Here is a 12033-nt window from a genome sequence, read left to right as displayed (position 1 = left end):
GGTCATGACGACGTGGAAACGTCGCGTACAGAAGCGCGCGAATGCCGTATGCCCCCGGGGGGCGAGCGTGCGTCTGCGCGATTTCGGAATATTGGAAAAATATCCCTGAGTTGCCCGACGTGTCAAGCAGCCCGGTCGGCCGCCGGCTACTTTGCATGGGGTTGTTTTCGATATTTTGGCAACGCGCCTCCCCCGCGAGTGCAGGGCAATCGCATATGGGCTCGATAGCTCCACAAACTCGTCATGCCCGGCCTTGTGCCGGGCATCCACGTCTTGGTTCGGGAGAGGGAGCTTGTCGCAGCTCTCAATCGACTCTGCCTGACTTCCGAAAAAATCTTCGCCCGCCTTGTCGGCCGCGTACTCCGCCGTTCGTCATGAAGGCAGAGAGCATCACCAAGCGTTACGGAGCCTGTCATGCCGACGACCGTCGACACCGAAGTCTCAAAGCCCGCCCGCATCACCGGCCGTGTCATGAGCGGCATGGTCGTCCTGTTCCTGCTGTTCGACGGCGCGATCAAGCTGGTGCCGTTGTCGGTCGTCACCGAGACCATGGACAGGATGGGCTTCGGCGCGAGCGATGCGCTGGCGCGCAGCCTCGGCATCATCACCATCGTCTGCACGCTGCTCTACTCGGTGCCGCCGACCTCGATCCTCGGCGCCATCCTGCTCACCGGCTATCTCGGCGGCGCGATCGCATCGCATGTGCGGATCGGCAGCCCGCTGTTCACCCACACGCTGTTCGGGCTCTATCTCGGCCTGATGCTGTGGGGCGGGCTCTATCTGCGCGACGGCAATCTGCGCGCAATGCTTCCATTTCGCCGGTGAGATATTGTTCAATTCATCCCTGTGGAGACTGTCATGTTGGAGATCATTGCCATCATCGCGATTGTCCTCGGCGTCGCGATCGCCGTCATCCTCATCCTCGCGGCGACCAAGCCGGGCACGCTCCGCGTCACGCGTGCGATCAGCATCAACGCGCCGGCCGAGCGGATCTTTCCATTGATCGACGATTTCCATCAGTAGACGCTCTGGTCGCCTTACGAGAACCGGGATCCGGCCATGAAGCGCATCTACGGCGGCGCCGGGCGCGGGCAGGGTGCGGCCTATGCCTGGGACGGCAACAAGAATGTCGGCGCCGGCCGCATGGAGATCCTGCAATCCTCCGCGCCGTCGAAGATCGTCATCAAGCTCGACTTCATCAAGCCGTTCGAAGGCCACAACACCGCCGAGTTCACAATGCTGCCGCAGGGAAATGCGACCAGCGTCACATGGACCATGTATGGTCCGGCCGTCTTCATGTCGAAGGTGATGCAGGTGTTCATGAACCTGGATCGCATGATCGGCAGGGATTTCGAGGCCGGTCTCGCCAATCTGAAGAAACTGACTGAGAAGTAGCGCGTTTTCGAGCGAGGTGGTTACCGGTTCGTGTCAGGAAAACGCGTCAAGATAACAATCCGGAGCCCTCGTTCCGATACCATCGGGACGAGGCTCGAATGACCCAAGGGAGCATGCGATGCAGGTCAACCCCTATCTCTCCTACGACGGCAATTGCGGCGCCGCGCTGAAATTCTACGAGAAGGTTCTCGGCGCCCGGATCGAGGACACCTTCCCCTACGGCGAGGGCAGTGCGGAGATGCAGACGCCGCCCGGCTGGAAAGACAAGATCATGCACGCCCGCCTCACGATCGACGGCGAGATCATCATGGCCTCCGACGCCCCGCCCGGCCACTTCCAGAAGCCGCAGGGCTTCCACGTCGCGTTGCAGGTCGAGGATCCCGCGGAAGCCGAACGCCGCTTCAAGGCGCTGTCCGAGGGCGGCACGGTGACGATGCCGTTCGGCAAGACCTTCTTCTCCAACGGCTTCGGCATGTGCGTCGATCAGTTCGGCATCCCCTGGATGGTGAACTGCCCGCAGGGGATGTAGGCTGGCGGCTTATTCCGCCGAGCTCATTCCCTACCCGTCATGCTGAGGAGGCCGCGTAGCGGCCGTCTCGAAGCACGACGGCCCGGCTGTGGCCGTGCATCCTTCGAGGCTCGCCCAGCGGTGCAAGTGCACCGCAAGGCACGCACCTCAGGATGACGGGATGGGAGCCGTAGCCCGGATGGAGCGCAGCGAAATCCGGGGCACCCAATCCGCGCCGGCAGTCCCCCGGATTGCGCTTCGCTTCATCCGGGCTACGACACTTTACAGGCTGCAAATCTCACCTGCACCGCGGATAGATCGCCGCGAGCTCGCGGCCGCGCAGCAATAGCAGGCGCGAAGTCAGGCCGCCGCGGCGGGCGATCCAGCCGCGCACCGGCGCCGGATAGGCTTGCAGCACCGCCACGGACGCTTCCGGCTCTGCATAGGTGCGGCCGCGCTGGTCGATCGAGCGCGCGGCGTGGAAGCCGAGCACGGCGCGCCGCGTCACGCAGATGCGGTCGCCCGGCACCATCGAGAGTACCAGGGTGCAGGCGGACAGGCAGGGCCCGTCGATCACGACGCGCTCGCCCGACTCGCGCACCTTGTCGAACAGCTCGATGAACGGGCCGACCTGCCCGCCGGGGCTGGCGAGGATACGAACATCGGCTTGCGCGCAGCTAACCGTTGCGCAGAGAGCTGCCGCCGCGACAAGTATTTTCATGCGCGCAATCCCTGCCACGATGCGATCGAGGTGCCGCCGCATCTGAAGCTGGAAGGCTCGCGCCGGAATGGGGCATCGTCAAGACCGATGTCCCGGTCGCGACAGCACGTGGCTCAGGCCGCGCGGTTCTTGAGCGACCCCCACGATCGCCGTGAGCACGGCGCCGGCAACGCCGCCGCCGGCGACCTGGCCGATGATGCTGCCGATGTCAGGCGTCGCGCCGGAATTGGCGAGCAGCGGGATCAGCATGCCCAGAAGTTGTCCGCCCGCACCGCCGCCGATGGCGCCTGCGATGGTGTTACCGAGCGTGCCGAGATCGATGTTCTTGGCCGCTCCCGCCGCGACATTGCCGCCGACGGCTCCGCTGATGACCTGAATGATCAGATTGATGAGAACGCCCGACATGAGGTGATTTCTCCCCGGTATCTGGTTCAGCACGGCTGAGACGTCAGCCGGCGTCCCACCGCCGCGAAGGTTAGGCCTCCAACGCGCAGAGGTCATGCTACACACGCGAAGATTGTCAACCCGCGCCGACGCTATGCACCGGCTTTTTTGAGAGAACCCTCCGGCTCTCCCGGGAGCCTCAGTCAGCGCCGGAGACGCCGGCCTCGGCAAAGGTCGCCATGCCGCCATGACAGGCGAGCGCCGCGCGCAACAGCAGGATCGCAACCCCCGCGCCGGAGCCTTCGCCGAGCCGCATGTTAAGGTCGAGCAAGGGGGCGAGCTCGAGCTCGCGCAGCAATTCGCGATGGCCAAGCTCGGCCGACACATGTCCGGCGCGGCAATGCGCGAGGCTATCGGGTTGAAGCCGCGCCAGCGGCAGCACCGCCGCTGTCGCCACGAAGCCGTCGAGCAGCACCGGAATGCAGCGTGCGCGCGCTGCCAGCACGGCCCCCGCGATCGCCGCGAGCTCGCGTCCGCCGAGCGACATCGCGGTGACGAGCGGATCGTCGATCGCGCCGCGATGCAGCTTGAGCGCCGCATCGATCGTGGTGCGCTTGCGTATCAGCCCGGCATCGTCGACGCCGGTGCCGCGGCCGGCCCAGCGCACTCCGCGCCCGCCCATCAAGGCGGCGCACAGCGTCGCGGCGACCGTGGTGTTGGCGATGCCCATCTCGCCGACCACGAGCAGATCGCATTGCTCGGGCACCGTGCGCCAGCCGGTATCGAGCGCGACGAGGAAATCGGCGGCGTCCATCGCCGGTCCGGTCGTGAAATCGCGGGTCGGGCGCGCCAGCTCGAGCGGCTCGACGCGCAGCTCGGCGCCGGCAAGCCTGGCGATCTGGTTGATCGCAGCGCCGCCGGCGGCGAAGTTCGCCACCATCTGCGCGGTGACCTCGGAGGGATAGGCTGAAACGCCGCGCTCGGCGATGCCGTGATTGCCGGCGAACACGGCGATCGTGACGTGGTCGAGCCGGGGCATCTCACGCCGCTGCCAGCGCGCCAGCCATATCGCAACCTCCTCCAGGCGGCCGAGGCTTCCCGGCGGCTTGGTCAGGTTCTGCTGGCGCTGCGTGGCGGCCGCGGCACTGGCCTCGTCGCCCTGCGGCAGGTCGCGACAAAAGCCGCGGATGTCGTCTAGAGTACTGAACTGCATGCGATTCCCTCGTCGAGCGGGCCGCAAGCTAATGCATGATCCGGAAACGTGTGAAGCGGTTTTCCCTCGCGACAAATGCGTAGCATTTGCGCGGAGATCATGCCCTAACAAGAAGCTAAAGCGCGATCAGATCGAGCCCGATCTCGTCGCGCTTTAGCCCAATTTCCAGGCCTTCACCATGAATCAATGGCTCGACGATCTCCGGACCGCGACCGCCTTCCTGACCCGCCTGCCGATGCCGCATCCGGACGGCGCGCGGACGGAGAGCTTTGCGCGGGCGCAGCGGCTGTTTCCCCTGGTCGGGGCCGCCATCGGGGCGGCGATCGGCCTGTTTTGCCTGCTGCTGCGGGCGATCGGTGTGCCGGATCTCGCCGCGGCGGCGCTCGCGCTCGGCGGCGGTGCGCTGCTCACCGGCGCGCTGCATGAGGACGGGCTCGCCGATGTCGCCGACGGGTTCGGCGGCGGCCGCGATGTCGCGACCAAGCTCGAGATCATGCGTGACAGCCGGCTTGGCACTTACGGTGCGCTGGCGCTGGTGGTGAGCTTTGCCGCCAAGCTCGCGGCTCTCGCGGCAATTCCGAATGGTCTCGTGGTGCAGAGCCTGATCGCGGCGCACGCGCTGGGCCGCGGCGTGCTGCCATGGATTGCGATCAGCCAGCCTTACGCGCGCAAGGACGGGCTCGCCGCCAATGCCGGAAGGCCTGATGGGACCATTGCCGTGGTCGCGGCCGGCATCGCGCTGCTGATCGCAATCCTCGCCTTGCCGTTCAGCAGCGCGCTGCTGGCGGCGATCGCCGCCGCTGTGTGCGCGCTGGTCATGGCGCTCGTGGCAAAGCGGCAGATCGGCGGCCAGACCGGCGATGTGCTTGGCGGTGCGGAGCAGGTCGCGGAAACCGCGATCCTGGTACTGCTCGCGGCGCGGTTAGGTTAGAGCGTTTTCGAGCGAAGTGGAGACCGGTTCGCGTGAAGAAAACGCGTCAAAATGAAAGCGTAAGCAGAGCATGGATCGCGAAACGCGTTTCTGGCTGATCCGTCATGCACCGGTGGACGGTCCGCGCGGCGTGATCCACGCGCCGGATGCGCCCGCCGACCTCGGCGATGCCGCGGCATTCGCGTCGTTGCAGGCGAGGCTGCCGGCCCACGCTCGCGCGGTCTGCAGTCCGGCGCGGCGCACCCGTGAGACCGCAGCAAAGCTCGGTCTCACGGCAACGGAGGACGACGCCTTTCGCGAGCAGGATTTTGGCGATTGGACCGGCCGGCGTCACAGCGAGATCGAAGCCGAGCTCGGCGCGGCCTATCGCGCGTTCTGGCAATCGCCGGGCAGCAACCGGCCGCCGCGCGGCGAAAGCTTTGCCGATCAGATCGCGCGGGCGCGGGCAGGGCTCGCGCGTCTGCCGTCCGGCGACGTCGTACTGGTCGTGCATTCCGGCACCATTCGCGCGATCCTTGCGATCGCGCTCGAGCTTGCCCCGGAGCTCGCGCTGCGCTTCGTCATCGATCCGCTGTCATTGACGCGGATCGACCGGCTGCCGAATGCATGGCGCGTGGTCGCGGTGAACGAGCGCTGATAGCGCAGTGACTCTGCTTTACCTCGCCCCGCGTGCGGGGTCGGAACGCATCGACAGATGCGTTCCGGGCGAGGGGGAGTCTCCGCGAGACTAACTGGTACTGCGCGCGCGGAGAGGGCCCCTCACCCCAACCCTCTCCCCGTAAGAACGGGGCGAGGGAGTGCAGTCCCGTCGCGGTGTGACATTAGTTCGTTCGATCAACCGTTACCCATTCCGCCGCGCGCCGCGCAGGGTCGGCAGGCCGATGCCGGCGGCGTCGAAGCCGCCGTCGACGGCGAGGATCTGTCCGGTGATGTAGCTGGCGCGATCCGAGCACAGGAAGAAGATCGCTTCCGCCAGCTCCTCCTCCAGCCCATAGCGGTTGAGCGGGATGGCGTCATGATAGTCGGCGCGGATCTCCGGCGTGTGGACGGCCTTGGCCATCGCGGTCTCGACCGGCCCGGGCGCGACGCCGTTGACGCGGATGCCGAGCGAGGCGAGTTCGACCGCGAGCTGCTTGGTGAGATGCGCGAGGCCGGCCTTGCTGGTGCCGTAAGCCGAGCGCAGCGTCGAGGCGCGCACCGCCGAGATCGAGGTGATGTTGACGATTGCACCGCCGCCATGCTCCCGCATTAACGGCGCGGCCGCCTTGGTGCACAGGAACGGGCCGGTGAGGTTGACCGCCATGATCCGGCTCCAGTCGGCGTCCGAGGTCTCCAGCACCGGCGTGAACACGGCAATGCCGGCATTGTTGACCAGCGCGTCGAGCCGGCCGAACCGGTCCGTGATCGCAGAGATCGCGGCTGCCACGCCAGCGGCATCTGATACGTCGCAGGTGAGCGCCAGCGTGTCGTCGGGCTGCTTCAGCGCCGCGACCGCCGCGCGCAGCAATTCGCCCTCGATGTCGAGCAGCGCGACGCGCCAGCCGTCGGCGAGAAAGCGTTTCGCCGCGGCAAGCCCGATGCCACGCGCGGCGCCGGTCACGAGTGCGACTTTGGGGGAAGCGGAATTCATCGGATGGTCCATCGGTTCGGGCAGGAAGTCCCGACCGTCTGCGACCTTTACTCCGACGTGTCAACCCGACGGCGACACGCGGCATGCTCTCGCTCCGTCACCCTGAGGCGCGAGCGTAGCGAGCCTCGAAGGGTGCACGGCCACCAGCCGGGGAGTATGGAGTATCGGCTTCCTACGGCACGCCGACCCTCTCGCCGCAATCCTGAAGAGCCCGCAAAGCGGCGCGTCTCGAAGGATGCACGGCCCCCAGCCCGGGCCGCCCATCCTTCGAGGATCGCACCGTGGCTTACGCTGCGAGTTCGGCAGAGGCACGCTGCATGTTGGTGGACATGTCCTGCGTGACGATGCTCTGCTCCTCGACCGCGGCGGCGGTCGAGGTGATGTATTCGTTGACGCCGGCGATCGCCGCCTTGATCTCGGACAGCGAGCTCACCACTTCGGCGGCGATCGAGTTCAGCGCGTCGATTTCCGAGGAGATCGTGTCGGTCGCCTGCTTGGCCTGATTGGCGAGGCTCTTCACCTCGGAGGCAACCACGGCGAAGCCGCGGCCGGCTTCGCCGGCGCGCGCCGACTCGATCGTGGCGTTGAGCGCCAGCAGGTTGATCTGCCCGGTGATGCTCGAGATCATCTCGACGATGCCGCTCATCGCCTGCGCCGCGGCATTGAGCTTCTGCGCCTGTCCGTCGGCAGCCTCGACCCGGCCGGTGGCGACCGCGGCGTTCTGCTTCGACTTGGTCATGGTTTCCGAGATCTCGCGGATCGAGGCGCTCATCTCCTCGCTGCCGGCGGCGACCGCCTCGATCAGGCCGCGCGCGCTGTCGGCCTTCTTGCGGCCGATCGCCTGCGCGGTGATGTCGGTGGCGTACTTCACCACCTTGTAGGGCTTGCCGTTGAGATCGAGGATCGGGTTGTAGGAGGCCTGGATCCAGATCTCGCGGCCGCCCTTGGCGATGCGCTTGTATTCGGCGGCCTGAAATTCGCCGCGGTTCAGCGCCCCCCAGAACTCGCGGTAGCCGGCCGCGCTCGCCTCAGTGGGCTCGACAAACATGCTGTGATGCTTGCCCTGGATCTCGGCAAGCGAATACCCCATCGCGGCGAGGAAGTTCGGGTTCGCGGTGCGGATCGTGCCATCCATGTTGAACTCGATCACCGCCTGCGACTTGCCGATCGCATCGATCTGGCCGTCATTGTCGGCGGTTTTCACCTTCTGCTGGGTGACGTCGGTGGCGAACTTGACGACCTTGAACGGCTTGCCGCGATCGTCGAGGATCGGGTTGTAGGTGGCGAGGATCCAGATTTCCTTGCCGCCCTTGCCGAGCCGCTTGAATTCGCCGGCCTCGAACGTGCCCCGGTTCAGCCGTGCCCAGAAGTCGCGATAGGCCGCGCTGTCGCGGTCGGCCGGCGGCACGAACATGCTGTGGTGCTTGCCCTGGATCTCGGCGAGCGAGTAGCCGAGCGCGCTTAGAAAATTCTCGTTGGCATTGACGATGGTGCCGTCCATGTTGAACTCGATCACCGCCTGCGCCCGGCCGATCGCGGCGATCTTGCCGGCCTCCTCCATGCTGTGAATCTTCTGCGCCGTGATGTCGGTGGCGAACTTGATCACGCCGACCGGCTTGCCACTTTTGTCCAGGATCGGGTTGTAGGAGGCCTGGATCCAGATCTCGCGGCCGCCCTTGCCGATGCGCCTGTATTGCGCGGCCTGGAACTCGCCGCGGTTCAGGTTTGCCCAGAACGCGCGATAGTCCTGGCTGTCGCGAATGGCCGGATCGACGAACATGCTGTGGTGCTTGCCCTCGATCTCGTCGAGCGTGTAGCCCATCGCATTGAGGAAGTTCTCGTTGGCGTCGACGATGGTGCCGTCGAGCTTGAACTCGATCACCGCCTGCGACTTGCCGATCGCGGCAGTCTGCGCCAGCGCATTCTCGATCTTGGCCTTGTTGCTGAAACTGAACATCAGGGCTCCGTGAAGGTCCAAATAAAAGGGATAGGGAAAAGCGGATCGCGGCAACTCACGGAAAGGTTGCAGCGAGCCGTTTAGCATCGGTAAAGCCTGTTGCTCGCGCGCGCCTGGCACGAACTGCATAACGCCAAGTTCCGCGCATGCATCCGCTTCAATTCGCAAAGGTTTTTTTTCAGAGCGCACGTTATCATCCACCGGCAGAACGCGATGTTCACCGTAATCATACGGACGAAAATCGATGATGACTTTCGTCTGATGCGGGGTGATTGAAGCGCGTCTACTTCAGCGATGCTGATGGGTCTATTACGAAGCCTGATATCGCCGGCCGCTTTTCACCGATCGATGCAGCGACGTGATTCGCGTGCTCGATGAATGTGCGTCGCGTTCGATGCTTGGTCCACGCCCGCCGACCGCAATAAGTATCGCCATAAAAATATCACGGCAAGAGATGTCGGAAGGGCGGTCCCGGCCTCGTCCTCCGGTCACTCATTCCATGATGGAGTTCCGATGTCGCTTACCCTGCATTACCATCCGCTGTCCTCGTTCTGCTGGAAGGCGCTGATTGCGCTCTATGAGAACGGCACGCCATTCACGCCGAACATGGTCAATCTCGGCGATCCTGCCGAGCGCGCGGCGCTGCTCGCGCTGTCGCCGATCGGCCGCTTTCCCGTGCTCCGCGACGAGACGCGGGATGAGACGGTGCCGGAATCGAGCATCGTCATCGAATATCTCGACCGGCATTATCCCGGTGCCGTCAGGCTGATCCCCGAGGACCCGGACCTCGCGCTGCAAATCCGGCTGCGCGATCGCTTCCTCGATCTCTATGTCCACCTGCCGATGCAGAAGGTCGTCGGCGACCGGCTGCGGCCTGCGGACAGCAAGGATCCGCATGGCGTCGCCGAGGCGCGGGCGCAACTCCGCACCTCCTATGCGATCCTGGATCAGCAGCTCGATGTGCAACGCGCGCGTGGCGGCTGGATGATGGGCGAGCATTTCTCGTTGGCCGATTGCGCGGCCGCGCCGACGATGTTCTATGGCAACAAGGTCGAGCCGTTCGGAGATGGCCATCGGCACCTGGCCGCCTATCTCGAGCGGCTGATGGCGCGGTCGTCCTTCGCGCGCGTGCTGAGGGAGGCCGAGCCCTATTTCGGCATGTTCCCGCGGGAAACCTGACGCAAGCCGGCCTCCGACCCGGTTCCAAAAATAAATCGTGGCGGGATGTCGCTTTCGCGCCGCCCCGTTCGTCATCTCGCTGAGGCCCGGGTTTCCGGAGCGCTGGCCGCTCCGGGGCCCCGGGCGATACGTGTGGGAGACGACATGGCTGCAGCTGGCAACAGGGCGGAGATCATCCGCTCCCTCTTCGCCGCCTACCTCGCCAATGACCGCGCGAGCGTCGAGGCGGCGTTCGCCGAGGATTTCCGCTTCTCGACGCCCTATGGCGAGAACATCGACAAGCCGACCTATTTCGCCGAGTGCTGGCGCGACTCCGGCTGGATCGGCCGCCACGAGATCGAGCGCATCATGGTCGACGGCGTCGAGGCCTTCGTCACCTATCGCTGCGTCGCCCGCGACGGCAAGAGCTTTCGCAACACCGAGTTCTTCGTGTTCGACGGCGACAAGGTGTCGCGCATCGACGTCTATTTCGGCCCGTCGCACCAGGACGGCGAACTTGTCAGGCAAGACCGCTGAGGGCTGTGGCGAGCGATGCAATGACCTCCCAAATAATTTCGCTTGGCCTGTCGGCGTGGCAAGCCCCGCGTCGTCCTTGAGACGAGCACCGGAGATACCGGCAAAGCAGCTGAATACAAGACAACGGAGCAGGACGATGAAGTTCATGGTGATCGTGAAGGCGAACAGGGACACCGAGGCCGGCGTGATGCCGAGCACCGAGCTGCTCGCGGCGATGGGCAAGTTCAACGAGGAGATGGTCAAGGCCGGCGTGATGCAGGCCGGCGACGGGCTGCATCCGACCAGCAAGGGTGCCCGCGTCAAATATGCCGGCGGGCAGAGCACGGTGTCGCGCGGCCCGTTCGGCCTGAGCAGCGATCTGGTCGCCGGCTTCTGGCTGATCGAGACCAAGTCGCTCGATGAAGCGATCGACTGGATGAAGCGCGCGCCGTTCGACGGCGGCTCCGAGATCGAAATCCGCCAGGTGTTTGCCGCGGAGGATTTCGGCGAGGCGCTGACGCCCGAGCTGCGCGAGCGGGGAGAGCGCCTGCGTGCGCAGGTGGGCAAGAAATGACACCCGACGTCATTCCGCGATATCGCACCGGCGATGCGCCCGGAATACATGATCATCGTCGCAAGTCGTGGATTCCGGGCCGGCGCCGCGTGGGGCTTCCCGGCATGACGAGGGTGAAGATTGCGAGTTACTCAACAGGCAAGGAAATCCGACCAATGCGTTTCATGATGCTGATGATCCCGCTCGGCTACGAGTCCGCGCCGGCCAAGCTCGAGCTCGACCCCGAACGGGTCGCCGCGATGATGCGGTACAATCAGGCGCTGAAGGACGCCGGCGTGCTGATCACGCTGGAAGGCCTGCATCCGCCGGCCGCCGGCGCGCGCGTCAAGTTCGACACCGGCGTGCCGGTCGTGATCGACGGCCCGTTCACCGAGGCCAAGGAAGTGATCGGCGGCTTCTGGATGATCGAGGTCGCCTCGCGCGCCGAGGCAATCGAATGGGCCAGGAAGTGCCCGGCCACCGCGAACGAGATGATCGAGATCCGCCAGGTGCAGGAGATGGCCGATTTCTCCGAAGAGGTGCAGCAGGCGGCCGCCACCTTCGAGCATCCGCAGGGCGGCTGGGGCAAGGCGCTGCGCTGAACCTTCAACAAGATGCGATGCCGCTTCAAAGCGTCACCGTATCACCGAACCATCGTCCACCAACAACGACCACAACGGAGACGCAACATGAGCACCAACACCTTCCTCGCCGTCTATCTCGGCGGCGGTAAAACCGGCTCGCGGATGGCAGCCTGGAACGCGCTGCCCGAGGCCGAACGCCGTGCCAAGGAGCAGCAGGGCATGGCGGCCTGGGGCGCCTGGGTCGAGAAGCATCATGACGTGATCGTCGAGATGGGCGGACCGCTCGGCAAGACCAAGCAGGTCGGGCAGGGCGGCGTCACCGACATCGCCAATCTGATGACCGGTTTCACCGTGGTGCGCGCGCCCTCGCATGAAGCGGCGGCAAAGCTGTTCGAGAACCACCCGCATTTCTCGATCTTCCCGGGCGAGGCCGTGGAGATCATGCCGGTGCTACCGATCCCGGGCCGCTAAGGCGGGAGAATT

At 65.4% G+C, this 12033-nt stretch carries 14 protein-coding genes and 1 pseudogene; 10 read left to right on the top strand and 5 right to left on the bottom strand.

Annotation, left to right across the window (positions count from 1 at the left end; all coding sequences use genetic code 11):
• Positions 1-414 precede the first annotated feature (414 nt).
• From ACVWZM_RS12280 to ACVWZM_RS12270, 3 genes and pseudogenes are all read left to right on the top strand, one after another.
• Positions 415-825 carry a DoxX family protein gene (locus ACVWZM_RS12280; RefSeq protein WP_076827733.1) on the top strand — a complete coding sequence of 137 codons (411 nt, stop codon included), beginning with the start codon at positions 415-417 and terminating at the stop codon, positions 823-825.
• 33 nt (positions 826-858) lie between these two features.
• Positions 859-1395 (top strand): annotated as a pseudogene (locus ACVWZM_RS12275) (SRPBCC family protein).
• Positions 1396-1513: 118 nt separating this feature from the next.
• Positions 1514-1924, top strand: a complete 411-nt coding sequence (locus ACVWZM_RS12270; RefSeq protein ID WP_028343957.1) for a VOC family protein — start codon at positions 1514-1516, stop codon at positions 1922-1924.
• 277 nt (positions 1925-2201) lie between these two features.
• Here ACVWZM_RS12270 and ACVWZM_RS12265 read toward each other — a convergent pair whose 3' ends face one another.
• The 3 genes from ACVWZM_RS12265 to cobT form a co-directional block, all read right to left on the bottom strand.
• Positions 2202-2624 carry a S49 family peptidase domain-containing protein gene (locus ACVWZM_RS12265; RefSeq protein ID WP_057016263.1) on the bottom strand — a complete coding sequence of 141 codons (423 nt, stop codon included), beginning with the start codon at positions 2622-2624 and terminating at the stop codon, positions 2202-2204.
• Between the two features lie 78 nt (positions 2625-2702).
• Positions 2703-3029: a hypothetical protein gene (locus ACVWZM_RS12260; RefSeq protein WP_229192765.1), complete on the bottom strand. Its 327-nt coding sequence runs from the start codon at positions 3027-3029 to the stop codon at positions 2703-2705.
• A gap of 178 nt (positions 3030-3207) precedes the next feature.
• Positions 3208-4221: a nicotinate-nucleotide--dimethylbenzimidazole phosphoribosyltransferase gene (gene cobT / locus ACVWZM_RS12255; protein ID WP_456853322.1), complete on the bottom strand. Its 1014-nt coding sequence runs from the start codon at positions 4219-4221 to the stop codon at positions 3208-3210.
• 178 nt (positions 4222-4399) lie between these two features.
• Between cobT and cobS the strand changes: the two genes are divergently transcribed.
• Positions 4400-5152 (top strand): adenosylcobinamide-GDP ribazoletransferase, encoded by a 753-nt coding sequence (gene cobS / locus ACVWZM_RS12250; RefSeq protein WP_168857852.1) that lies wholly within the window; start codon positions 4400-4402, stop codon positions 5150-5152.
• 70 nt (positions 5153-5222) lie between these two features.
• A complete protein-coding gene (locus ACVWZM_RS12245) occupies positions 5223-5789 on the top strand; it encodes a histidine phosphatase family protein (RefSeq protein WP_253624965.1) in 567 nt (188 codons plus the stop codon).
• Positions 5790-5993: 204 nt separating this feature from the next.
• Here the strand turns inward: ACVWZM_RS12245 and ACVWZM_RS12240 are convergent, their stop codons facing one another.
• Positions 5994-6782, bottom strand: a complete 789-nt coding sequence (locus ACVWZM_RS12240; RefSeq protein ID WP_028341382.1) for an SDR family NAD(P)-dependent oxidoreductase — start codon at positions 6780-6782, stop codon at positions 5994-5996.
• Between the two features lie 286 nt (positions 6783-7068).
• Positions 7069-8739: a methyl-accepting chemotaxis protein gene (locus ACVWZM_RS12235; RefSeq protein WP_168857855.1), complete on the bottom strand. Its 1671-nt coding sequence runs from the start codon at positions 8737-8739 to the stop codon at positions 7069-7071.
• Between the two features lie 513 nt (positions 8740-9252).
• On the opposite strand from ACVWZM_RS12235, the gene ACVWZM_RS12230 reads away from it, so the two are divergent.
• From ACVWZM_RS12230 to ACVWZM_RS12210, 5 genes are all read left to right on the top strand, one after another.
• Entirely contained in the window at positions 9253-9918 is a 666-nt protein-coding gene (locus tag ACVWZM_RS12230) for a glutathione S-transferase family protein (protein ID WP_456853319.1), read from the top strand.
• Between the two features lie 144 nt (positions 9919-10062).
• Complete coding sequence (locus tag ACVWZM_RS12225; RefSeq protein WP_057016222.1) at positions 10063-10434, top strand: nuclear transport factor 2 family protein; 372 nt, start codon at positions 10063-10065, stop codon at positions 10432-10434.
• Between the two features lie 136 nt (positions 10435-10570).
• Positions 10571-10987 carry a YciI family protein gene (locus ACVWZM_RS12220; RefSeq protein ID WP_456853317.1) on the top strand — a complete coding sequence of 139 codons (417 nt, stop codon included), beginning with the start codon at positions 10571-10573 and terminating at the stop codon, positions 10985-10987.
• Between the two features lie 155 nt (positions 10988-11142).
• Positions 11143-11568 carry a YciI family protein gene (locus tag ACVWZM_RS12215; RefSeq protein WP_028332843.1) on the top strand — a complete coding sequence of 142 codons (426 nt, stop codon included), beginning with the start codon at positions 11143-11145 and terminating at the stop codon, positions 11566-11568.
• Between the two features lie 87 nt (positions 11569-11655).
• Positions 11656-12021, top strand: coding sequence for a YciI family protein (locus ACVWZM_RS12210; protein ID WP_057016224.1), 366 nt, complete (start codon positions 11656-11658; stop codon positions 12019-12021).
• Positions 12022-12033: the final 12 nt, after the last annotated feature.

It is taken from the genome of Bradyrhizobium sp. USDA 4501, from assembly GCF_054062115.1.
Note: the sequence above shows the minus strand (reverse complement) of the source record. Positions and strands in the feature narration are given on the sequence as shown.

Coding starts and splice junctions, on each gene's coding strand:
- ACVWZM_RS12280 (WP_076827733.1), top strand. CDS start 415: ATGCCGACGACCGTCGACACCGAAGTCTCAAAGCCCGCCCGCATCACC.
- ACVWZM_RS12270 (WP_028343957.1), top strand. CDS start 1,514: ATGCAGGTCAACCCCTATCTCTCCTACGACGGCAATTGCGGCGCCGCG.
- ACVWZM_RS12265 (WP_057016263.1), bottom strand. CDS start 2,624: ATGAAAATACTTGTCGCGGCGGCAGCTCTCTGCGCAACGGTTAGCTGC.
- ACVWZM_RS12260 (WP_229192765.1), bottom strand. CDS start 3,029: ATGTCGGGCGTTCTCATCAATCTGATCATTCAGGTCATCAGCGGAGCC.
- cobT (WP_456853322.1), bottom strand. CDS start 4,221: ATGCAGTTCAGTACTCTAGACGACATCCGCGGCTTTTGTCGCGACCTG.
- cobS (WP_168857852.1), top strand. CDS start 4,400: ATGAATCAATGGCTCGACGATCTCCGGACCGCGACCGCCTTCCTGACC.
- ACVWZM_RS12245 (WP_253624965.1), top strand. CDS start 5,223: ATGGATCGCGAAACGCGTTTCTGGCTGATCCGTCATGCACCGGTGGAC.
- ACVWZM_RS12240 (WP_028341382.1), bottom strand. CDS start 6,782: ATGAATTCCGCTTCCCCCAAAGTCGCACTCGTGACCGGCGCCGCGCGT.
- ACVWZM_RS12235 (WP_168857855.1), bottom strand. CDS start 8,739: ATGTTCAGTTTCAGCAACAAGGCCAAGATCGAGAATGCGCTGGCGCAG.
- ACVWZM_RS12230 (WP_456853319.1), top strand. CDS start 9,253: ATGTCGCTTACCCTGCATTACCATCCGCTGTCCTCGTTCTGCTGGAAG.
- ACVWZM_RS12225 (WP_057016222.1), top strand. CDS start 10,063: ATGGCTGCAGCTGGCAACAGGGCGGAGATCATCCGCTCCCTCTTCGCC.
- ACVWZM_RS12220 (WP_456853317.1), top strand. CDS start 10,571: ATGAAGTTCATGGTGATCGTGAAGGCGAACAGGGACACCGAGGCCGGC.
- ACVWZM_RS12215 (WP_028332843.1), top strand. CDS start 11,143: ATGCGTTTCATGATGCTGATGATCCCGCTCGGCTACGAGTCCGCGCCG.
- ACVWZM_RS12210 (WP_057016224.1), top strand. CDS start 11,656: ATGAGCACCAACACCTTCCTCGCCGTCTATCTCGGCGGCGGTAAAACC.